This window comes from Paraburkholderia bonniea, from assembly GCF_009455625.1.
Taxonomy (GTDB): domain Bacteria; phylum Pseudomonadota; class Gammaproteobacteria; order Burkholderiales; family Burkholderiaceae; genus Paraburkholderia; species Paraburkholderia bonniea.
In genome coordinates this window covers 1,695,447-1,717,724 of sequence record NZ_QPEQ01000001.1, presented here as the reverse complement: position 1 = coordinate 1,717,724, position 22,278 = coordinate 1,695,447, and the positions used below count along the sequence as shown (strand labels likewise).

Here is a 22,278-nt window from a genome sequence, read left to right as displayed (position 1 = left end):
CCGCGCTTATACCCGCTTACTCCCGGTTACCCCAGCGCGGCCAGACTCTGTTCAATATCGGCGCGCAAGTCGGCCTCATCTTCCAGGCCAATATAAAACCGCACCAAAGTGCCACGATGCGGCCACTGCCCCGCAGTCCGCATCCCGGCTATGTCATACGGCATGGCCAGACTGTCCGCGCCGCCCCAGCTCCAGCCCAGTGCGAAAAGCGCCAGCGACTCGCAGAATCTGTCAATTTGCGCCGCGCTGTAACGGCCCTCAAACACCACCGAGAACAACCCGCCCGCCCCCGTGAAGTCGCGCTTGAAAAACGCGTGCCCGGGACAGTCAGGTAATGCTGGATGCAGCACGGCGGCAATTTCCGGGCGCGTTTTGAGCCACTTGGCGATAGCCAGCGCGCTGCGGTCATGCTGCTCAAAACGCAGCTTCATACTCGGCAAGCTGCGCAGAACCAGCGAGCAATCGTCCGACGAGACGCCCAGCCCCATGTGCATACGTGCCATCTTGAGCTTGAGATGCAGTGCGTGATCGGCCGTGATGGTCGCACCCATCAACACGTCGCTGCCACCCGACTGATACTTCGTCAGCGCCTGCACCGAAATGTCCACACCGTGTTCGAACGGGCGAAAAGCAAGCCCAGCGGACCAGGTGTTGTCGATTGCCGTGATGATGTTATGCGCCCGTGCAACAGCCGTGATCGCCTCCACGTCGGGCACTTCCATCGTCACCGAACCCGGTGCTTCGAGCCAGATCAGACGTGTATTGGGCTGAATCAGTCCGGCGATATCCGCCCCAATCATTGGGTCGTAGTAGCGCACCGAAAGACCAAAGTCCTGCGCCAGCCAGTCGCCATGGTCGCGGTTCGGCGAATACACGTTATCGGGAATGAGCACGTCATCGCCCGCCTTGACCAGGCCGAAATACACATTCGAAATCGACGCCAGCCCGGACGGTTGCAGTAACGCATGCTGACCACCTTCGAGCGCGGCCAGACGCTGTGCCAGCAGCAGCGAAGTCGGCGTCGCATGCAAGCCATAGCGCCATTGCGCGTCATTGCGCCAATCGAGTGCGCGCATCGTGGCCAGATCAGGAAACACGACGGTGGATGCGCGCGTGACAGGAACAGAAAATGACTCGAAACCCGGCGTGAGCTGGTCCTCAGGGTGGACGATGCGAGTTTGCAGATGGCGTTTCGAAGGAGGCTGGGTCATGTGATCGGTCAGGTGTGAGGCGGCGCAATGCCGCTAAAGACTTGAAGGGAGGAAAACCAGGCACGGACCCTGCACGAAGCAGAAAGACCGGCCATCGCCAATGGTCTCAATGGTCTCAAACGGCTTATTCGCCGGTGCTCAGATTGCTCACGCCGCCAACCGCGCGCACATTCGAGCTTGGCCCGGCGCTGGAAGCTGGCGGCGGCGAAACTGCTTGAACCGTTTGTTGCCCTGTTGCAGGACGCAACGCAAACGGCTGTGGGTCGGAATCGTCGACATTCATCCGCGTGCCAGCCAGCGATCCATCTGCGGCAAATTTGCCAACCCAGTTGCCGGTGATCTGTGTCCCGTCGTCTGATTCCTCGACTTCCAGCGTATCGCCATCACGGTCACCCGCAATCAGGATCGTCGCGCCCGAATCCACGAACTGGTATTCGCCATGCACACCGGAGGGTTCGTCGGTTTTGGCACCGAGTCGCAGCACGATCGGGCGGTTGCCCAGCGTGCCGGTATAACGAGGCAGCTTGGCAAATGCTGGATCGGGCCGCAATGCCGGAGCAGCCGCCTGATTTGCCGAAGTTGCCGAAGTTGCCGAAGTTGCCGAAGCGCTGATCTGGGCGAAAGACTGCGGTGCGATCAGTGCAGCCGTAAGCGCCAGTAGCACAACCGTCGCAGGCCGCCATTGCGTGAATGCTGCGGATGCTGCTGATGAAAATGTGCGATGCATGGAGGTGTTCCTTTAAGCCACGCGCTGCCTGACGGCCAACCGTTGCCACGCCAGCACCGCGTTACATTGGGTCGAACGAAGACTGCAGCAGTAATGCTAAATGCCGCCACTAACAAGGCATTACTGGCGTAAAGCGGCCAGTTGACGATGCCGCTCATTCAAGGCGAAACGGACATGCTCGCCTATTGCACCGGTCAGATAACCAGACGAGAAGCCCAAACAGCCGGATTCATCTAGCCAGATCAAGCCCTCGCGCCCTGCATGCTTGTCTATCCGGGTGCGGCGAAATTCCTTCTGATGCGCGAGCACCATCCGTTGCACGCCACCCGCCTAGATAGTCACGGCGAGCAACCGCGCCCCTAGGCCCTACGCATGGGACGCCAGTACTTGCTCGACGTCCGCTTTACGAGGAATCGGTGCGACCGCGCCAAAGCCTTGCGTCGATAACGCCGCAGCCACATTGGCGTAACGCGCAGCCACAAAGGGGTCATCACCCGCCACCAGCCGCGCGACAAACGCGCCGCCAAAGCAATCGCCCGCGCCTGTTGCGTCAACTGCATTAACCGCATATCCCGCCACTATCCGGCGCTCGTCTGGCGTCGCCACATAAGCCCCTTGCGCGCCAAGTTTGAGTGCCACCACCCCGGGTCCGCACGAGAGCAGAAAATCGACAATCTCATCGCGCCCAGTCAAACCGGTTAATTCAGTTACATCGTCCCAACTAGGCAGGCAGATATCGGTTTGCCGCAACGCTTCCAGCATCACCGCTCGCGCCCGTGCCAGCGGCCATAGCTTGAGACGCAAGTTGGTATCGAAACTCACTCGCACGCCATTAGCCGTTGCATGCTCCATCGCGGCAAACATGGCATCGCAGGCACTGACGCTGATCGCCAGGCTCACGCCCGACAGGTGCACCACTTGCGCTGCGGCAATGGCTTCGAGCGGCACATCCCGCACCATGTAGCGGCTGGCGGCTGAGCCCGCGCGCAAATAGTCGAACTGATGCCCTTGTTCGTTATGCGAGACAAAGTACACCCCGGTCGGCGCAGTCTCGTCGGTGCGCACCCATGTGGTGTCGACTTGCTCACGCAACCACTGTTCGCGCAACAGGCGGCCGAAATGATCGTCGCCTACGGCTGAAACAAAACCCGTCGCCGCACCCTGGCGCGCGGCGGCAATGCAGAAATTCGAGGTATCCCCACCGAAGCCTTGCAGATAGTTCGGTGTGTTCGGTGCCGACTGGTTGAATTCGACCATGGCCTCGCCGAGCGCGAGGATCGCCGCAGGTAAGAGACACGTCATGCGTTACACCTCACCCCACAGATCATGGCCGTCGGCACCGGTGATTTTCACCGGGACAAAATCACCGACCTTGTAGCGTTTCGATGCTTTTGTTGCCGGAGCGATGTACACCACGCCGTCGATCTCGGGCGCATCCGCTGCAGTACGGCCAATACCGCCGTCTTTGCTGGTTTCGTCAACCAGCACCTTGAGCGTCTGGCCCACCTTGCGCGCGATGCGCGTGGCCGAGACCTCTTCAGCGACTTCCATGAAACGGGCGCGGCGTTCCTCACGCACGCTATCCGGCAACGCGCCATCGAGATCATTGGCCGTCGCGCCTTCAACCGGCGAATACGCAAAACAACCGACCCGATCGAGCTCCGCTTCGCGGATGAAATCGAGCAGTGTTTCGAACTGGGCTTCGGTTTCGCCAGGGAATCCGGCAATGAAGGTGCTGCGCACGGTGAGGTCTGGGCAGATTTCACGCCACGCGCGCACACGCTCCAGCACTTTTTCGGCGTTAGCGGGACGTTTCATCCGTTTAAGCACCTCGGGGTGAGCATGCTGGAACGGCACATCGAGATACGGCAGCACATGGCCTTTGAGCGGACCGTGCGCCATCATGGGAATCACCTCATCGACGCTCGGATACGGATAAACATAATGCAGACGCACCCATGCACCGTATTGCGCAGCCAGTTCGCCAAGCGCGCCGACTAATTCGGTCATCCGGGTTTTGAGCGGCTTGCCATTCCAGAAGCCCGTGCGGTATTTCACGTCGACGCCATAAGCGCTGGTATCCTGGGAAATGACGAGCAGCTCCTTGACGCCGGATTTGAACAGGTTTTCCGCTTCGAGCATTACTTGCGCGATAGGCCGTGACACCAGATCGCCGCGCATCGACGGAATAATGCAGAACGTACAACGATGGTTGCAGCCTTCCGAGATTTTCAGATAGGCATAGTGACGTGGCGTAAGTTTGATGCCCGCAGCGGGCACGAGATCAACAAAGGGATCGTGTGGCCTGGGCAGATGACTATGGACAGCCTGCATCACTTCGGCCAGTGCATGAGGGCCCGTGACCGCCAGCACCTTCGGATGAACTTCTTCGATCAAGCCTGACCCGCTCGCGCTTTTTTTCGCGCCAAGGCAGCCGGTGACAATCACCTTGCCGTTTTCAGCCAGGGCTTCACCGATTGCATCGAGGCTTTCCTGCACGGCTTCGTCGATGAAGCCGCAGGTGTTGACGACCACGAGATCAGCACCATCGTAGGTGCCAGAAATCGCATAGCCTTCGGCCCGCAACTGGGTAATGATCTGCTCGGAATCGACCAGGGCTTTGGGGCAGCCTAATGAAACGAAGCCAACAGTAGGCGCGGCAATCGGGGGGGTGACAGACATGGGGGCCGCTCGAAGACGTTAAACCTTGAATTGTAGCGGTTCGCCACAGCTACAGCGTGCCGGCCCCTGAATTTCAGCCCCTGAATTACACCTTCCCGTTCCCTTCATTTCTTTTTACTGCCCGTATTCCCCGTTACCCCTGCCAGACAGCCGCGACGTCTGTCTGGTCGAAGCGGCAAAAGGAGGGGGTAGTGGGCATCGAAGTAAGCATGGAACATGGCGGCGTCACGTCAAGATCAAATCCCGCAGCACGCTCAAACACCGCCAGAATGTCGTGCGAATCCTGCAGCCGGCGGATCGCGGCATGCAACCCGGCCGCCTGCGGCCAGGTCCGCTGCAGGTAGCTGAGCCACTTTTTGACGCGTCCGTGCTCATGGCGGGAGGCCGTCTGGGCTTGCAAGGTTCTTAGATAACCGGCGAGGTAACGGAGCACATCCTGCCATTCCCCGTCAGATGGCGAACGCTCCATCAGTCCGCGGATTCTTGATGCCAGGAAAGGGTCCGATACAGCACCCCGTCCAAGCATCACGTCAGCACTCCCGCTGACTGCCCGGCAACGCTCCCAGTCAGCCACGGTCCAGACCTCTCCATTGGCGATGACCGGCACGTCGACAGCATCGGCGATACGTGCGATCCACTCCCAGTGCGCGGGTGGACGATAGCCGTGATCGCGCGTTCTGGCATGCACCACCAGCGAGGCCGCGCCCCCCTCCGCCAGCGCGGTGGCGCAATCGACCGCCCGTGAGGTATCCGACACGCCAAGGCGCATTTTTGCGCTCACCGCGATACCGGCAGGCACTGCGGCGCGAACCGAGGACATGATCCGGTTCAGTTGTTCAGGATCAGCCAGCAGCATGGCACCGCCGCCGTGCTGATTGACAACCTTGGCGGGGCAACCAAAGTTCAGGTCGATGCCATGCGGCGACAAACGGGCGGCATGAGCAGCATTCAGCGCCATCCACACAGGATCGCTACCGAGCAGTTGAATCACCATCGGCGTGCCACTCCGCGTGTGACCCCCTTCAAGCACTTCGGGGGCTTCCCGCTCGTAGACCCGGTTGGGAAGCACTGAACCCGTCACGCGAATGAACTCCGACACACAGCCGTCGAATCCACCAATGCCCGTGAGCACGTCACGCAGCACGTAGTCCGCCAGCCCTTCCATCGGGGCGAGATACAGGCGGGTCATAGGTGGTTCATAGGTGACTCATGCGGAAACAAGCGCTGGCACGTAACGCATTGCGTCATGCCAGGCAGGAGATGGATGAAGCATGGATTAGGTCGATCTCTATCGGGTTGGCTCGGGGGGTGATACGGTTCGGCTCGTTCGGCTCAGGGCTCAGGGCTCAGCTCAGCCTGGCCACTGCCGTAGCGTGAATCAGGTTTTCGCAGCGCATATCCGCCGCAATCATCAGCGCCTCATCCGGCCGGCTCATCTCGTGCGAGCTTTTTGACTGTTTGAATTATTGGAACTGTTTGAGCTGCGGCCCAGTGCGGGCGGTTACTTCTTGCCTGGCTCGGAACTGGATGGCGTGCCCGGTGGAAACGGAAAGCCACCGAACATCGACTTGGTCTGGCTTTGCATTTGCTCTTGCATCTGTACGAACATATTTTTCGACTGTTCGATGTAGCTCGTCATCATGCCCTGCATCATCGGTGCCTGCATGTTCATGAATTGCGACCAGGCTTCAGGATTCATCGGCCGGCCTTCGTTCAACCCCTTGGACTGGTCCGCCAGCTTGCTCTGGATATCAATGAACGCCTGGATATTCTTCTCCAGGTAAGTGCCCATCATGCCCTGCATCGCATGACCATAAAAACGGATGATCTGCGCGAGCATGGGCGACGAGAACATCGGCAAGCCCCCGCTCTCTTCTTCGAGAATGATCTGGAGCAAGATGCTGCGCGTCAGATCCTCATTGCTTTTGGCGTCTATAACCTTGAATACTTCCTGGTCAAGCACGAGTTGTTTGACGTCCGAGAGCGTGATGTAGGTGCTGGTTTCCGTGTCGTACAAGCGCCGGTTGGGATATTTCTTGATGAGCCGTTCGGCTGTCTTTCTGGTCGCAGTCATGTCATACGCCTTGATGTGCCGGTAAGAGTGCAAAAGCGGCGCTCCAGCGCCTCAGGCATTTAAGGTACCTAAGAAGCGCTGGAGTGCCGCCAGAAATCAACTTGCAATACATGGGAAGCTGGGAAACAGGGAAAGCGCTGGCGTCCAGCCAGAATTAGCCAGGATCATCCAGGCCTGTATATGCCGCTAGACACAGCGGCATAGCAGGTTCAACCCATATGCAAGCCGCCGTTCAGCGAAAAGTCCGCACCCGTGGCAAAGCCTGATTCATCCGATGCCAGCCACGCGACAATCGAGCCGATCTCGTCGGGTTGCCCCAGACGGCGAACCGGAATGGTCGCCACGATTTTCTCCAGCACGTCAGGGCGAATCGACTTCACCATATCCGTGCCGATATAGCCAGGCGAAACCGTATTCACCGTGACGCCTTTAGTTGCAACCTCCTGCGCCAGCGACATCGTAAAGCCATGGATACCCGCCTTCGCGGTCGAATAATTGGTTTGTCCGAACTGGCCTTTTTGCCCATTCACCGACGAAATGCTGATTACCCGGCCCCAGCCCCGCTCAACCATGCCTTCGATCACCTGCTTCGTCACATTGAACAGACTGGTCAGATTGGTGTCGATCACCGAGGTCCAGTCTTCGTGCGTCATCTTGCGGAACACGATGTCGCGTGTGATGCCAGCGTTATTCACCAGCACGTCGATTTCACCGACTTCGGCCTTGACCTTGTCGAAAGCATCCCGGGTCGAATTCCAGTCGCCTACATTGCCTTCCGAGGCAATGAAATCAAAACCCAGTGCCTGTTGCTCTTCCAGCCATTTAACGCGGCGCGGCGAATTCGGCCCACATCCGGCAACAACCTTGAAACCATCCTTATAAAGCCGCTGGCAAATACTGGTGCCAATCCCGCCCATTCCACCTGTGACATACGCAATTCGCTGTGACATAAACCACTCCGTTATCGTTTATACGGGGCACCGACTGGCACCCGGTCTCTCATCTATATGGCTTTTATATCTGTCTCATGACTGGCGCGCTAAACGCCATGTCGGGTTTGAACGCTAAGTCTGGAGTGCGGCTGTTCAAGCCTGCTTCAGGCCCGCTCAACTCCGCTCCAGCGCCAGCGCCACCCCCATCCCGCCACCAATACACAGTGAGGCAAGGCCGCGCTTCGCATCGCGCTTTTGCATTTCATGCAGCAATGTCACCAGAATCCGGCAACCAGAAGCACCAATTGGGTGGCCAATCGCAATCGCCCCGCCGTTCACGTTGACTTTCGAGGTGTCCCAGCCCATTTGCTGATGCACCGCCAACGCCTGAGCGGCAAACGCTTCATTAATTTCCATCAGGTCGAGATCTGCCACGCTCCAGCCCGCGCGTTCAAGACAACGGCGTGACGCAGGCACCGGCCCCATGCCCATCACCTTTGGATCAACTCCTGCGCTGGCATAAGCCTTGATGCGGGCCATCGGTGTGAGGCCCAGCGCCTCAGCTTTCTTCGCCGACATCACAAGCACAGCCGCAGCGCCATCGTTCAGGCCTGAAGCATTGGCTGCGGTCACCGTGCCTTCTTTAGCGAAAGCGGGCTTCAAACCCGCGAGTGATTCAGCCGTGACGCCATGCCGGATGAACTCGTCTGTAGCGAAACGCAATGGCTCGCCTTTACGCTGGACGATTTCAACCGGCACGATTTCATCGGCAAAACGGTTCGCTTTTTGCGCGGCTTCCGCCTTGTTTTGCGACAACGCGGCAAATGCATCTTGCTGCGCACGCGTGATGCCGTATTCAACTGCCACGTTCTCTGCCGTGACGCCCATGTGGTACTGGTTGTACACGTCCCACAAGCCATCGACGATCATGCTGTCAACCAGCTTGGCGTCCCCCATGCGAAAGCCGTCACGCGAGCCTGGCAGCACATGAGGTGAAGCGCTCATGTTCTCCTGGCCACCGGCGATCACAACATCTGCGTCACCCGCAATGATCGCATTGGCGGCCAGCATCACGGCCTTCAGGCCCGAACCGCACACCTTGTTAATCGTCAGGCCCGGGACCGCCTGCGGCAAACCTGCCTTGATCAGCGCCTGACGCGCCGGGTTCTGGCCCGATCCCGCCGTCAGCACTTGCCCCATGATGACTTCGCTCACCTGCTCAGGCTTGAGCCCAGCGCGCTCAAGCACTGCACGAACCACAATGGCACCCAGATCCGGCGCCGCTACTTTGGCCAGTGAACCGCCAAACTTGCCGACTGCCGTGCGGGCAGCCGATACGATTACTACATCAGTCATTGCCATTTCCTTGGGGCCTCGCAGCCAGCCGCTCTGCCGCCCATTACGTTAAAAACCAGTGTGCGTCTCTGGCTCAGCGCCATGCTATAGCCAGGCTCTCACACCACACTTCAGTCACGCTGCTGAACATAGCGCCCAGGTGCAGGTTCGATGACCGGATACTGTGCCGATCCCGCCGCTTTGGGCTTCACTTTTTTCCCACCGTATTGCTCCAGCCAGTTGGTCCACTCAGGCCACCAGCTTCCGGGCACGGACACCGCCTGTTCAAGCCAGGCCTCGGCCGTATCAGGCAAGTGCCGTGGCGTACCTTCGAGCGTCCAGTAATTACGTTTATTCTTCGCGGGCGGATTAATCACCCCGGCGATATGCCCGGACGCACCCAGCACGAACTTGAGCGGCCCGCTCAGCAAAGGCGCTGAAGCATACGCGGTATGCCATGGAACGATATGGTCGTCACGTGACCCGTAGATGAAAGTCGGGACATCAATGCGCGACAAATCAACCTGTTCGCCGCATACAGTCAGTGCCCCCGGTTCACGCAAACGGTTTTCGAGGTAGGTATTGCGCAGGTACCAGACGAACATTGGCCCTGGCAGGCTGGTGGAATCGCTGTTCCAGTACAGCAGGTCAAACGGAGCGGGTGCCCGGCCCTTCAGATAGTTGTCGACAACGTAATTCCATACCAGGTCGTTGGGCCGCAAGAACGAAAACGTATTGGCAAACTCGATGCCTCGCATCAAGCCAGGCTGCCCCCCCTCTTTACCGCCAATGCTGCGCTCACGCATTTGCACGTGTGCTTCGTTGACGAATACATCGAGCACACCCGTATCGGAAAAATCGAGCATCGCGGTGAGCAAGGTCATGGATGCGGCCGGATGTTCACCACGTGCTGCGGCAACGGCGAGCGCAGTCGCCAGCAGCGTGCCGCCAACACAAAACCCCAGTGTATTGACCTGCTCGCGCCCGCTGATCTGCCGCACGGTATCTAGCGCTGTCAGTACGCCTTCGCCGACATAGTCATCCCAGTTTTTATGGGCAATCGAGGCGTCCGCGTTACGCCACGAGATCAGATACACCTGGTGTCCGGCATCAAGCGCATGCGCGACCAGCGAGTTTTCCGGCTGCAAATCAAGGATGTAGAACTTGTTGATACAGGGCGGCACAATCAGCAACGGCCGCTCACGCACGGTCGCGGTGCGCGGCGTGTACTGGATCAACTGGATCAGGTCGTTTTCAAACACTACTGAGCCGGACGTATTGGCAAGATTTTTCCCGACGACAAAACTGGTTTCGTCAGTTTGTGAAATCTTGCCGCGCTTCAAATCAGCTAGCAGATTCATCATGCCCTGACGCAGGCTTTCACCCTGGCTGTCGAGCAAGGCCTTCTGCGCCTCGGGATTAAACGCAAAGAAGTTGCTTGGAGCAGTCGCAGCATTCCATTGCTGTACCGCGAAACGAATACGCTCGCGCACTTTAGGCTCGAGCTCAAGCGCATCGGCCAGCTCCTGCATATAACGCGTGTTCAGCAAATACCATGCAGCGGAAAACGCATGTGCCGGAGCAGCGCTCCATGCTTGTGCGCTAAACCGCCGGTCTTTTAACTCGGGAATCACGGGGGTTTTTTCTGCGGCCTGCTGCAGCAGTTGCTGCACTTCGCGTGAATAGTCCGCCTGCAGTTGTTGCAAACGCGCGGCTGGAATAGCCGCGGTGCCCGGTTGCTGCGGCACAAATGCTTGTCCGGGCACTTGCGCCAGCAACGTGGCGAGCGGCCCCATCGCGGCGGCCATCTGGGCGAGACCGGGCATCAACGGCACGGTGGACTGTGCGCTGGATGCGCTCTCAGACACCGTCGGCGACGCCATGGCGCGCCAGCAAGCCTGGCATGCCTCAAGCCACAACTGCATTGGCGAGGCCGCTCCAGTTTGCTGCTGGGAGGAAGTCGTCGATGAATGATCAGTGCTGGAAGAAGCGGGAGAACGAGATGATGCGACCATGCCTGCTGGTGACCGGTGAGTCCTTGCGGACGATTTGAGGGCAGGTATTCTGCGCACGAGAATGAGAGCTTGCCGCCTCTTTTTCCGCCTCGTGACGCCCTGTTCGAAATCGAGGGAACGCTCATTTTTGCGCTCCGTCATAAGGCGTGTCAATGCTTGCTGCGGATTTTGCCGCAGTGCGATATTTTTTTAACTATCGTTTTCCCCCATGTCTTTCAAACGCAGATTGAACATGAGGCTAAAAATGAGCGCACGCAGGGTGCAAATGGTCTAAAACGCTTGATGCACAAGGCATCAGAAGTCGTCAGCGCAGCAGCAAACGGCTTGCGTCAGCTTTCAGATTTCTGCCGGTTTGCATCCGCCCTTAGCTTGACCGAATGCTTAATGTAATTACTTGCGCCGCTTAGGTATTACTTGAGTCGATGTCGCTCAAGTGCCGCTTAAACTCTGCTGAAGTGCTGTTTAGTCAGCAAGCCAGATTAGCGCAGCCATCCGGCCCGTCACCTGATCACGTCGATACGAGTAGAAACGCTCCTGCTCCGTTACCGTACAGTGCTCGCCGCCAGCGATCTGCGTCACACCCGCGCGCACCAGGCGCAGACGTGCTAGTGCAGGCAGGCTGGCGAAGTACTTGCCCGGTGTTTCCGGATGCGCGACAAAAGCCCGTGCAGTCGCCGCGCGCTGCGCCTCACCGGCACGGTCCAGGAACACCTCGCGCACCTCTGCCCCCACCTCAAATACGCTCGGGCCAATCGATGGCCCGAGATACGCATGCAGCGTCTCCATCGGCGTCCCCGCTAATGCCGCCACCCGCTGCGCGGTCTGCTCGACAATTCCTGCTGCCAAACCGCGCCAGCCAGCATGGGCAGCACCTACGGCGCGCCCAGCCGCATCGCACAGCAGCACTGGCATGCAGTCGGCCACCAGCACAGCGCACACGAGGCCTCGCTGAGCGGTCACACTCGCATCGGCTTGCAACAGCGCACCGCCCTGGTCAAGCGGCTCCAGTGCATCTTCAGCGCGCACGATCTGCGCGCCATGCACCTGATCCAGCCACGCCACCTTGTGCCCGCCGAGCGACGCCTGAAGCCGTGCGCGATTGGTTGCGACATGAGCTGGGTCATCACCTGAACGCAAACCCAGATTCAACCCGCCTGGCAACGCCATACCGTCCTGCCAGCGGCCATACGGCGGCAGACTGACGCCACCTGAGCGCGTCGTCACCAGCGCATGCACATGTGGTACGACCAGCCACGACGGCTCAAGCCAATCCGCTGACGTGAGCTCAAGTTCGTTCATACCTCGTCATCCTCAGCGTCGAACGCCTCATCAAAAGCAACTTCGTCGTTCTCGCCCGTATCGTCGAACGCCATGTCGAACTCGTCAGAATCATCCCGGCCCAACCCCAATGCAGCAGCAAGCGTGGCCATATCGTCTGGCACTTCGGCACGCCAGTGCAGCGCGCGTCCCGTGCGCGGATGAATCAGCCCAAGCCGCCATGCATGCAACGCCTGACGGGCAAAGCCGTCCGGCAGTGGCATCACGGAACGCCGGCCACGGGCATGGCCATATACCGGATCGCCCAGCAGCGGATGACCGATATGCGCACAATGCACCCGAATCTGATGCGTGCGCCCAGTGTCCAGATCGCAATGAATCGCCGACACCGGCTGGCGCTCCCAGATCGCTGAGTCAATCCGTTGAAAATGCGTACGGGCCGCTTTGCCAGCCGCACTCGTCACGACAGCCATGCGGGTACGCTCACGCGGATCACGGCCGATCGGGGCATCAACCGTGCCACTCAGCGGCATGTTGCCCCAGACCAGCGCAAGATAGCGACGCTTCACCGTGCGCGCCTGCAACTGACGCACGAGATCAGTCTGTGCGGCGAGCGTGCGCGCCACCACCATTAACCCCGAAGTCTCCTTGTCAAGCCGGTGCACAATGCCAGCGCGCGGCAAACCCGCAGCGGCAGCACCATAGCGATGCAGCAAGCCATTGAGCACCGTGCCGCTCCAGTTACCCGCCGCCGGATGCACGACCAGCCCGGCAGGCTTGTTGATCACCAGCAGCGTGTCGTCTTCGTAAATCACGGAAAGCTCAACGGGTTCCGGTGTGAAGGCAAGTTGTTCAGGCAGCAGATCAGCGTTGAGTTCGAGCGTGGCACCCAGCGGCACTGGCTGGCGAATCTTCGCCGGCACACCATCAAGCAGCACACGCTGAGCTTCAATCCAGCTTTGCAAGCGGTTGCGGGAAAATTCAGGAAAGACTTTGGCGAGCACCTTGTCGAGCCGCTCACCAGCGAGCTCTGGCGGGACCACGACAATCCGTGGTGGATCGTCACCAACTGGCTGGGACGTCGCGTTGAGCGATGTAGCCATCGCGGTGACGGAGGGATCAGTGGTTTGCGAGCTGGCGGAGCCAGCGCTTGGGCTATAATCTTTGGAGCTATTCCGGGTACCGGCAACGGTAACCGGATTTTTTGAGCGGGTCATTGAGTCTGGGTCACCTGGACATACAGCCGAACTGGAAAATGCGAGCCTTGAACATCATTACGAATACTGCCCGGACGACGGCTAAAAACGTGGCCAGATATATTGCATATGCCATCGCCGTTGCTGCTGTGGCCGCCTGTCACGGCCTGCCAGAAAAAACCGACGAAACGGCCACCTGGAACAACAACAAATTATATACGGAGGCGCAAGACGCGCTCTCCGGCAATGATTACGGCAAATGTGCGAAGTACTTCGAAATGCTCGAAGGACGCGACCCGTTCGGCCATTTCGCACAGCAGGCGCAAATCAACGTCGCGTACTGTAACTGGAAAGACAACGAACCAGCGGCCGCCGATCAAGCCGTCGACCGCTTCATCCAGTTGCACCCGGATCACCCAGATATCGCTTATGCGTATTACCTCAAAGGGATGATTCACTTCAACGACGATCTGGGTTTGTTCGGCCGCTTCTCGGGTCAGGACATGAGCGAACGTGATCCCAAGTCGCTGCGCGAGTCTTACGATGCGTTCAAGGTTGTCGTCGACCATTATCCGAACAGCAAATATGCCGCCGACGCTGCTCAGCGCATGCGTTATATCGTCAATGCACTGGCATCGCATGAAGTCCACGCTGCTGATTATTACTACCGGCGCGGTGCTTATGTCGCAGCGGTCAACCGCGCGCAACTGGCCATTAGCCAATACAAAAACACCCCAGCAATCGAAGATGCACTGCATATCATGATGCTGTCGTACCAGAAGCTGAATCAGCCAGAGCTGGCCAACGACACCCAGCGAGTGCTAGCCGGTACGTTCCCGGACAGCCCTTACGTGACAGGCAAGCCACGGCCCGGCAAAGCCAAGGCATGGTGGCAGTTCTAATTGAATTACCCGGGACGCTCCGGTAACGGAGCTTTCCATCCCCACAGAGCAAAAACGCCACGGCATCCCGTGGCATTTTTGTTTCTAGCAGCTAATCAAATTTACTCATCATCACCACTCGCTGGCTCTCGCTCATCCCGCTCAAACAGCGCAATGGATTCGACATGCGAAGTATGCGGAAACATGTTCACCATTCCAGCGCCTTTCAACCGATAGCCTGCCTCATGCACTAGCACCCCGGCATCGCGGGCAAGCGTTGCCGGATTGCACGAAACATAGACAATGCGTGCAGGCAATGTCCCCACACCACTGGATGCGATCTCTGACAACGCTTTGACTACGGCAAATGCCCCTTCGCGTGGCGGATCAATCAGGAATTTGTCGAACGCACCTAATGCACGCAGATCATCCGCGCTGATCTCAAAGAGATTGCGACAGGCAAATGTGGTGTGATCCGCGACATCGTTGAGCCGCGCATTTTCAAGCGCCCTCGCCGCTAATGCCTCACTCCCCTCGATTCCCATCACCTCGTGCGCCAAACGCGCCAGCGGCAACGTGAAGTTGCCAATCCCGCAAAAAAGATCGAGCACCCGATCGGTACGCTGCGGGGCAAGCAGACGCAACGCACGTCCGACCAGAACACGGTTGATCGCGTGATTTACCTGAGTGAAATCGGTCGGCTTGAACGGCATGCGGATATTAAATTCCGGCAGCGTGTAATCAAGCCGCGCAGCAACGGGATAAAACGGGGCAACGGATTCCGGTTCGCCCGGCTGAAGCCAGAACTGCACTGCATGCTGGTCGGCAAAAGCCCGCAAAATTTGTTCGTCGGCCGCCTTCAACGGCTTAAGAATGCGCAACACCAACGCCGTCACCGATGCGCCAACCGCCACTTCAATTTGCGGCACCTGGTCGTGAATCGACAACTGACCAACCAGCGCACGCAACGGCAGCAGCAGCGCTGAGACATGGGGCGGCAACACCGCGCAGCTTGTCATGTCCACGACGTAATTGCTTTTGCGCTCACGAAACCCCACCAGCACCCCACCCCGGCTAGCGACATGACGCACCGATAATCGCGCCCGGTAACGGTAGCCCCAGGAAGGGCCATGAATCGGCCGGAAGAGCGTATCAGCACGCAAATGTGAGAGGTGAGCCAGACTGTCTTCGAGCACGCGTTGCTTGACAGCGACTTGCGCGCGCACCTCCAGATGCTGCATCGAACACCCGCCACACTTGCCGAAAAACGGACAGCCCGGCTGAGTGCGCATCACACTTGCACGCATGACAGCGGCCACTTCGGCCTGCTCGAATGCAGCTTTCCGGCGATAGCTGGAATAACTCACGCGTTCGCCCGGCAACGCACCCTCAACGAAGATCACCTTGCCTGGCGTGCCATCCTCGTTGCGCGTCCGGCCGACACCACGCGCCTCCATATCAAGCGAATCAATTTGAATAATGGGTGCAATCTGGTCGACGGGAGGCGCTTGCCTGGTAGCGGCTTGTTTTTTTCTGGTTAAACGATAGCGGTACGGAGAAGAACGAGACACCTGCGGTTTCCTGGCAAACGGTTAAAACAAGAAGTAAAAACAAGAAAAATGATTGTTAAACGCGAAGACAAAAGGCTAACGCCAAGGCTAACCCCGCTGATCAATGGCTATGCAACGCCATCAGACTGCTCAAACGCCGCCAGATACTCCACCCAATGGGCCCCCGGCTCCTGCGCCAGCGCATTTTTGACAAGCATGATTTCATCAGCATATTCAGCGGCGGAAAAACCACCACGCATGAGTTGAAAACGGCAGTACAACAGATAGGTATTGACGACATCGGTCTCGCAATAATCTCGGATCTGCTCGATCTGCCCTTCCTGAAAGGCCTGCCACACTTGCCCACCATCCATTCCCAGCTTGCCGGGAAAACCACATAGACGGGCTAGCGCATCAAGCGGAGCATTCGCACGCGCCTGGTACATTGCCAGCACATCCATCAGATCGGTATGGCGCGAGTGATAGCGGCTGAGGTAATTGTTCCACTTGAATTCTCGATCATCTTCGCCAGCATCCCAATAACGGCTGGCGGCAATACCGTGGACTAGCGCACGATAGTTCAGCACGGGCAAATCGAACCCCCCGCCATTCCACGACACCAGTTGCGGCGTGTATTTTTCGATCACGCGATAAAACGACTGGACTAATGCCGCCTCACCATCAACGGCAGTCCCCAGTGAGCGGACACGAAACCCGCTGTTATCACGAAACACGCATGAAATAGCCGCGATTCGTTGCAGGTAATGAGGCAGAAAATCGCTGCCGGTTTTTTCGCGGCGCGCAGCAAATGCCTGCTCGGCAACCTCGGCATCCGATAGCGTAGTGGGAAGATCATGCAGGCGGCGAAGGCCAGCGACATCGGGAATGGTCTCGATATCGAAAACAAGAATCGGGGTCATGAGCTTATAAGACGGCGTCCTTGCGCACACCGTTAGAGGCGAAAAAGCGCTTCAGTCGCAGCAGCGCTTCTTGCTGGATTTGTCTCACCCGCTCGCGGGTGAGACCCATTTCATCGGCTAGCTCTTCAAGCGTAGCCGGCTCGATGTGATTCAGGCCGAAACGACGTTCGATCACGTGACGATGTTTGTCCGACAACCGCGCCAGCCAGGCTCTAGTCAGCACCTCGAGTTCGCGGTGCTGGACTTCGGCGTCGGGAGACTGGCTCTGGTCATCGGAAAGCAGATCGAGCAAGCTGCTGGCAGGATCAAGATCGAGTGGCGCATCCAGCGACGCGGTATGTTCGTTTAACGCGAGGATATCGGTGACTTCGTCATGGGTTTTGCCCGTCAGATATGCAATGTCATCAATACTGGCGTCACGCCGCTCGGCGGCTTCGCCCGAATTCATCGAGTTTTTTTCCAAGTGACGCTTGGCCCGCAACACCTGGTTTAACTCTCGAATCACATGAACCGGCAGACGAACCGTGCGCGCCTGATTCATGATGGCGCGCTCGATACTCTGGCGAATCCACCAGGTCGCATAAGTCGAAAAACGAAACCCCCGCGTGGGATCAAATTTTTCAATCGCATGCATCAGGCCAAGATTGCCTTCCTCGATCAGGTCAAGAAGCGGCACACCGCGATTTAAATAGCCCTTGGCGATACTCACGACCAGCCGCAGATTACGCTCGATCATGACTTGCCGGGCTTCGAATTCACCGGCCTTGGCCAGCCGTGAATAACGCTGTTCTTCCTCTACCGTCAGCAAAGGTTTGGCACTAATGCGATTGAGATAATGCTGAATCGTGTCAGCCGTTAATTCGGCTTGCAGCAGCGCACGGAAATCATCTGCATCGGGCGCTGGCACAGCACGCTCCCGAACTTCAGCTACGGCACCAGGACGGAGAGCGCGCTCATCAGCATCATGCGCATCATCATCGAAGTCGCCGCCTCTGGCATCGGCAGCTTCCGCCACGTCATCGTCATCCACCTTGCCTGACGTGGTTCGACGAATCGTATCGGTGTCGGCTTGCTGCGGGCGGCGCTTCGATTTCGGCATGGTCGTTTCGCTATTGCGGCGGCAGATACTTCATCGGATCGACAGGTTTGCCCTGCCGGCGGACTTCGAAGTGCAACATCACGCGGTCGGAATCGCTATTGCCCATCTCGGCAATTTTCTGCCCACGGGTCACCGCATCCCCCTCTTTTACCATCAAAGCACGGTTGTGTGCGTATGCGGTGAGATAAGTCGCATCGTGTTTGATGATAATCAGGTTGCCATAGCCACGTAGCCCGTTTCCGGCGTACACCACGCGTCCATCCGCCGACGCCTTGACGGGATCTCCCGCCGCCCCGCCAATATTCACACCCTTGTTTTTCGATTCGTCGAATGTGCCAAGAATGGGGCCACGGACTGGCCAGGAGAAAGCCGGCACGCCAGCCGCTGCGGCATCGCTCGTCACGCCGCTGGCCGGCACGCCAGATGTGGCCACGGCACCGGCACCATAAACTGGCGGCACCGTGGCAATGCCTGGCGTAGTGCTAGCAGCCGGGCTCGTGCCGCCTATCGGCGCGGTCACCACACCAGGCGTCATGGTTGCGACATTCGTGCCGCCTGGCGCAACACGCAATAATTGATCGACCTCGATCTGGTTCGGATTAACCAGATTGTTCCAGGTCGCAATGTCACGGTAGTTTTGTCCGTTTTCGAGGGCTATGCGGTAAAGCGTGTCACCTGGCTTCACCCGGTAATACCCTGGCGGCGGCGGGCCCAGTGGCACGGCCGGCTGGGCCATCTGCGTACCAAGGCTGCCAGAGCGATCAACCACGGGTGCCTGGCCATTGCGCGGTGTCGCACAAGCCGCCAGCAGCAAAGAAAGCGCGACCATGCATGCGCTCTGCCGCAAGGCATTCAAACGAACATTTGGGAGGGAATTTTGCATCGCGCTCAACATACTCATCAGTGTCAAATCACTCCGGATTTTAAGGGTACAAAGAAAACGCGATCAAGCCGCGATTCACGCCACTGCGCGGGGCCTGTACGCTCAACCAGCGTCAGCACCTGTGCCGCCCCTTCCTGTGCGCCCACTGGCGCAATGAGCCGCCCACCAATAGCGAGTTGCTCAAGCAAGGCTGATGGCACATCAAGACCCGCTGCGGCAATCACGATCGCATCAAACGGTGCCGCGGATGGCAGACCAATCCGGCCATCGCCATAATGCAGCCGCAGGTTTGGAATACGTAGCGGCCGCAAGTTAGTTTTGGCGCGCTCGTAAAGCGGTTTGATCCGTTCAATCGAATACACATCAGACGCCACCTGGCTCAGCACCGCTGCCTGGTAGCCACAGCCCGTGCCAATTTCCAGCACGGTTTTCAGATGCTGGCCCGCCAGCGCCAGTTCAATCATCCGCGCCACAACCGACGGCTTCGAAATGGTCTGGTGATGCCCGATCGGCAATGCCGCATCTTCATAAGCCTGGGCTGCCAGCCCTGGGTCGACGAACATATGGCGCGGCACGCTTGCCATCGCATTCAGCACCGACTGGTTCGTCACGCCATTGGCGCGCAACCGCTCCACCATACGCTCACGCACTCGCTCAGAGGTCAGCGCGAGACTGCTGCTCAACGCCACATTCGGTACGGCACCGCGTTCAGTATTTTTGGGCGGTTGACTCACGACAGCCGGACGACGCGCTGAAGCTCCTGCTGGCAGCGTGGCACGTTCACCCTTGCGCCCTTCAGCTTTGCGCGGCTCGCGGACCAGATCCTCCAGCCCCAATGGGAAGCGTCTGGCGCGCCCGCTGGTCATGAAGCGGCCCGCATGCCGAGCCAGTCGCCGGTCGCCGTCAACATCTGGGTATGCGTCAGATCAAGCTGAAGCGGCGTAATTGAAACATGCCCGTTGGCAACTGCGTGAAAATCTGTGCCTTCGCTGGCATCGCGGGCACTGCCTGCAGGACCAATCCAGTAAATTGGCTCGCCGCGCGGACTGGTCTGGCGAATCACAGGCTGGGATGGATGACGTTTGCCGAGGCGCGTAACACGCCATTCACCGAGCTGGTGATAAGGCAAATTGGGAATATTGACGTTCAGCAGTGGATGGCCAGGCAGCGGATGCTCAAGATAATGCGCAACGATTTGCGCCGCGACGCGAGTCGCATCTTCGAGATGCCCCCAGTTTGAATCGGCCAGCGAAAAGGCGATGGCGGGAATGCCAAACATGATGCCTTCGGTCGCGGCGGCCACCGTGCCCGAATACAGGGTGTCTTCGCCCATGTTCTGGCCATTGTTGATGCCCGAAACGACCAGATCGGGCCGGGTTTCGAGCATGCCTGTCAGCGCGATATGGACTGAATCGGTAGGCGTGCCATTCACGTAATAAAACCCGTTTGAAGCACGTAATACCGATAGCGGCCGCGACAGCGTCAGCGAGTTCGACGCGCCGCTGCAGTTTTGTTCGGGCGCCATGACGGTGATGTCGGCAAGCGGAGTCAATGCCTCATACAGCGCGGCAAGGCCCGGAGCCAGATAACCATCATCATTGCTGAGTAAGATTCGCATTCCGCGATTGTAACTGAGGAACGAAGACACGCGAATGACACACGGGGTGCCATTCACCTCACAATTTTGCCTGGTCGCTGGACTTCGGCTGCCACTTCATCAAATGCCGCTCAAGGGCTCCAACCATGCCATCGAGAATCAGCGCAAACACCGTCAACACCAGGATTCCTGCCAGCACCGTGTTGATATCAAAGCTGCCTTCCGCCTGCAGGATCAGGTAGCCCACGCCACGCGCCGAACCCAGGTACTCACCCACAACCGAACCGACAAAAGCCAGCCCCACCGCCGTATGCAGGCTGGAAAAAACCCAGCTCATCGCGCTCGGCAAATAGACATGGCGCAGCAATTGCTGGCGCCTGGCGCCCAGCATGCGGACGTTTGCCAATACCACCGGGCTGACCTCTTTCACGCCCTGGTAGACATTAAAAAACACGATAAAAAAGACCAGCGTCACGCCCAAGGCCACCTTCGAGCCAATCCCAAGCCCAAACCAGACGCCGAAAATCGGCGCGAGGATCACGCGCGGCATCGAGTTCGCAGCCTTGATGTACGGATCGAGCAAGGCGCTCGTCAATGGCGCGAGTGCCAGCCATAACCCGGCGAGCAGACCAAGCCCGGTGCCAATCGCAAAGGCCAGCAAGGTCTCGACCAGCGTGATCCACAAATGCAGATAGATTTCGCCAGACACAAACCAATCCCAGATGCGCAGTAAAACTTTTTGCGGTTCACCGAAAAAAAATGCGGCCTGATTAGGATCGTCAAAATAAAACGCTGGCAGCAAGGTTGGGCTCGTCAGCCCATACCAGAGCCCAAAGCCCAGCACGAGTAACAGCCCTTGCCATAGCACCAGATTGGCCCGGTTCGGGCGAATTGCTTTCCACATCGCGGATGCCTACCTTCTCGATGAAGTGCGGCCAGCCTGGCCGCTCGCGGTTAACAACAGCAACAACAGCGTACTGCCTGCCGCTGGTTGCTCATTTAGCACGTCCTGCGCCCTGATCCACCCCCGCTGTTAGCTGCCGCTGATAGCCCTTAAGCACCTCTTCGCGCAGCACGTTCCAGATTTGCGCGTGCAGCTCGATAAAACGGGGATGCGAGCGAATTTCCGCAACGTCACGTGGCCGCGGCAAGTCAATCGTGAATTCACCAAGCGGATGCGTCCCTGGACCAGCGGCCAGAACAATCACCCGGTCGGATAACGCGATCGCTTCATCCAGGTCGTGTGTGATGAACAGCACTGCCTTGCGTTTCGCGCTCCATAACGCCAGCAGTTCGTTTTCCATCAACTGCCGGGTTTGAATGTCGAGTGCCGAAAACGGTTCGTCCATCAAGATCAGGTCCGGATCGAGAATCAGCGTTTGCGCCATGGCCACACGCTTTCGCATGCCCCCCGACAACTGGTGCGGATAACGTTCGCCAAAGCCGCCAAGCCCCACTCGCCTCAGCCATTCCTCAGCCTGAAGGCGGGCCTCACTGCGTGACACCCCGCGAAACAGCAGTCCAGCCATCACGTTTTCCAGCGCACTGCGCCATGGCATCAGCGCGTCGCTCTGGAACATATAGCCAGCGTGACGGTTCAGCCCGTTGAGCGGCTCGCCCATCACACTCACGCTGCCCGAGGTCGGCGTGAGCAGCCCCGCGCCAAGATTCAGCAACGTGGATTTGCCACAGCCAGTCGGGCCAACCACCGCGACAAACTCACCCGCCCCCACCCGCAACGTCGTGTCCCGAACGGCCGTGTAGCCTGGCGTGCGGGTATCGGGGGCGGCAAAGGTGAGCGTAATGTGCTCCAGCGCCAATGCAGCGGCTAGCGTCATGCTTCATCTCGCTTCAATGAATGAATGCTTCAGGGCGTTTCAGTAAGCACAGCAGTGTTC

The 22,278-nt window shown here is 58.6% G+C and carries 21 protein-coding genes and 1 pseudogene; 2 read left to right on the top strand and 20 right to left on the bottom strand.

What is annotated here, in order from left to right; translation table 11 throughout:
* Nucleotides 1-26: 26 nt before the first annotated feature.
* The 10 genes from GH656_RS07550 to phaC all read right to left on the bottom strand — a co-directional run bounded on the left by GH656_RS07550 (nt 27) and on the right by phaC (nt 10,976).
* A complete protein-coding gene (locus tag GH656_RS07550) occupies nt 27-1,211 on the bottom strand; it encodes a cystathionine beta-lyase (RefSeq protein WP_153075313.1) in 1,185 nt (394 codons plus the stop codon).
* A gap of 124 nt (nt 1,212-1,335) precedes the next feature.
* Nucleotides 1,336-1,938: a hypothetical protein gene (locus GH656_RS07545; RefSeq protein WP_153075312.1), complete on the bottom strand. Its 603-nt coding sequence runs from the start codon at nt 1,936-1,938 to the stop codon at nt 1,336-1,338.
* A gap of 120 nt (nt 1,939-2,058) precedes the next feature.
* Complete coding sequence (locus tag GH656_RS07540) at nt 2,059-2,259, bottom strand: hypothetical protein (protein ID WP_153075311.1); 201 nt, start codon at nt 2,257-2,259, stop codon at nt 2,059-2,061.
* Between the two features lie 45 nt (nt 2,260-2,304).
* Nucleotides 2,305-3,240, bottom strand: a complete 936-nt coding sequence (locus GH656_RS07535; protein WP_153075310.1) for a sugar kinase — start codon at nt 3,238-3,240, stop codon at nt 2,305-2,307.
* A gap of 3 nt (nt 3,241-3,243) precedes the next feature.
* A complete protein-coding gene (gene rimO, locus GH656_RS07530; RefSeq protein WP_153075309.1) occupies nt 3,244-4,620 on the bottom strand; it encodes a 30S ribosomal protein S12 methylthiotransferase RimO in 1,377 nt (458 codons plus the stop codon).
* Nucleotides 4,621-4,753: 133 nt separating this feature from the next.
* Complete coding sequence (locus GH656_RS07525; protein WP_153075308.1) at nt 4,754-5,809, bottom strand: tRNA dihydrouridine synthase; 1,056 nt, start codon at nt 5,807-5,809, stop codon at nt 4,754-4,756.
* A 312-nt stretch (nt 5,810-6,121) separates the two neighbouring features.
* On the bottom strand, nt 6,122-6,694 hold the full coding sequence (gene phaR, locus GH656_RS07520) for a polyhydroxyalkanoate synthesis repressor PhaR (protein ID WP_153075307.1): 573 nt from the start codon (nt 6,692-6,694) through the stop codon (nt 6,122-6,124).
* A gap of 209 nt (nt 6,695-6,903) precedes the next feature.
* On the bottom strand, nt 6,904-7,644 hold the full coding sequence (locus GH656_RS07515) for a 3-ketoacyl-ACP reductase (RefSeq protein WP_153075306.1): 741 nt from the start codon (nt 7,642-7,644) through the stop codon (nt 6,904-6,906).
* 156 nt (nt 7,645-7,800) lie between these two features.
* On the bottom strand, nt 7,801-8,982 hold the full coding sequence (locus GH656_RS07510; RefSeq protein ID WP_153075305.1) for an acetyl-CoA C-acetyltransferase: 1,182 nt from the start codon (nt 8,980-8,982) through the stop codon (nt 7,801-7,803).
* A gap of 110 nt (nt 8,983-9,092) precedes the next feature.
* Complete coding sequence (gene phaC / locus GH656_RS07505) at nt 9,093-10,976, bottom strand: class I poly(R)-hydroxyalkanoic acid synthase (RefSeq protein ID WP_153075304.1); 1,884 nt, start codon at nt 10,974-10,976, stop codon at nt 9,093-9,095.
* Nucleotides 10,977-11,132: 156 nt separating this feature from the next.
* Between phaC and GH656_RS07500 the strand changes: the two genes are divergently transcribed.
* A complete protein-coding gene (locus GH656_RS07500; RefSeq protein WP_153075303.1) occupies nt 11,133-11,366 on the top strand; it encodes a hypothetical protein in 234 nt (77 codons plus the stop codon).
* 72 nt (nt 11,367-11,438) lie between these two features.
* Here the strand turns inward: GH656_RS07500 and pgeF are convergent, their stop codons facing one another.
* Nucleotides 11,439-12,275, bottom strand: coding sequence for a peptidoglycan editing factor PgeF (gene pgeF / locus GH656_RS07495; protein ID WP_153075302.1), 837 nt, complete (start codon nt 12,273-12,275; stop codon nt 11,439-11,441).
* A complete protein-coding gene (locus tag GH656_RS07490) occupies nt 12,272-13,471 on the bottom strand; it encodes an RluA family pseudouridine synthase (RefSeq protein WP_153075301.1) in 1,200 nt (399 codons plus the stop codon). The genes pgeF and GH656_RS07490 overlap by 4 nt, the downstream gene beginning before the upstream one ends.
* A gap of 38 nt (nt 13,472-13,509) precedes the next feature.
* Between GH656_RS07490 and GH656_RS07485 the strand changes: the two genes are divergently transcribed.
* Nucleotides 13,510-14,352, top strand: coding sequence for an outer membrane protein assembly factor BamD (locus GH656_RS07485; RefSeq protein ID WP_153075300.1), 843 nt, complete (start codon nt 13,510-13,512; stop codon nt 14,350-14,352).
* Between the two features lie 101 nt (nt 14,353-14,453).
* Here the strand turns inward: GH656_RS07485 and rlmD are convergent, their stop codons facing one another.
* From rlmD to GH656_RS07445, 8 genes and pseudogenes are all read right to left on the bottom strand, one after another.
* A complete protein-coding gene (rlmD, locus tag GH656_RS07480; protein WP_281349660.1) occupies nt 14,454-15,821 on the bottom strand; it encodes a 23S rRNA (uracil(1939)-C(5))-methyltransferase RlmD in 1,368 nt (455 codons plus the stop codon).
* Between the two features lie 188 nt (nt 15,822-16,009).
* Nucleotides 16,010-16,801, bottom strand: coding sequence for a 3'-5' exonuclease (locus GH656_RS07475; RefSeq protein WP_153075298.1), 792 nt, complete (start codon nt 16,799-16,801; stop codon nt 16,010-16,012).
* Between the two features lie 4 nt (nt 16,802-16,805).
* A pseudogene (rpoS, locus tag GH656_RS07470) lies at nt 16,806-17,726 on the bottom strand (RNA polymerase sigma factor RpoS); the annotation flags it as partial.
* A 184-nt stretch (nt 17,727-17,910) separates the two neighbouring features.
* Entirely contained in the window at nt 17,911-18,801 is an 891-nt protein-coding gene (locus GH656_RS07465; protein WP_153075296.1) for a peptidoglycan DD-metalloendopeptidase family protein, read from the bottom strand.
* Nucleotides 18,802-18,806: 5 nt separating this feature from the next.
* Nucleotides 18,807-19,649, bottom strand: a complete 843-nt coding sequence (locus GH656_RS07460; protein ID WP_153075295.1) for a protein-L-isoaspartate(D-aspartate) O-methyltransferase — start codon at nt 19,647-19,649, stop codon at nt 18,807-18,809.
* Nucleotides 19,646-20,401, bottom strand: coding sequence for a 5'/3'-nucleotidase SurE (gene surE / locus GH656_RS07455; RefSeq protein WP_153075294.1), 756 nt, complete (start codon nt 20,399-20,401; stop codon nt 19,646-19,648). Before surE ends, GH656_RS07460 begins: the two co-directional genes overlap by 4 nt.
* A 58-nt stretch (nt 20,402-20,459) precedes the next feature.
* Nucleotides 20,460-21,284 carry an ABC transporter permease gene (locus GH656_RS07450; protein WP_153075293.1) on the bottom strand — a complete coding sequence of 275 codons (825 nt, stop codon included), beginning with the start codon at nt 21,282-21,284 and terminating at the stop codon, nt 20,460-20,462.
* Between the two features lie 91 nt (nt 21,285-21,375).
* A complete protein-coding gene (locus tag GH656_RS07445; protein ID WP_153075292.1) occupies nt 21,376-22,218 on the bottom strand; it encodes an ABC transporter ATP-binding protein in 843 nt (280 codons plus the stop codon).
* Between the last annotated feature and the right edge of the window lie 60 nt (nt 22,219-22,278).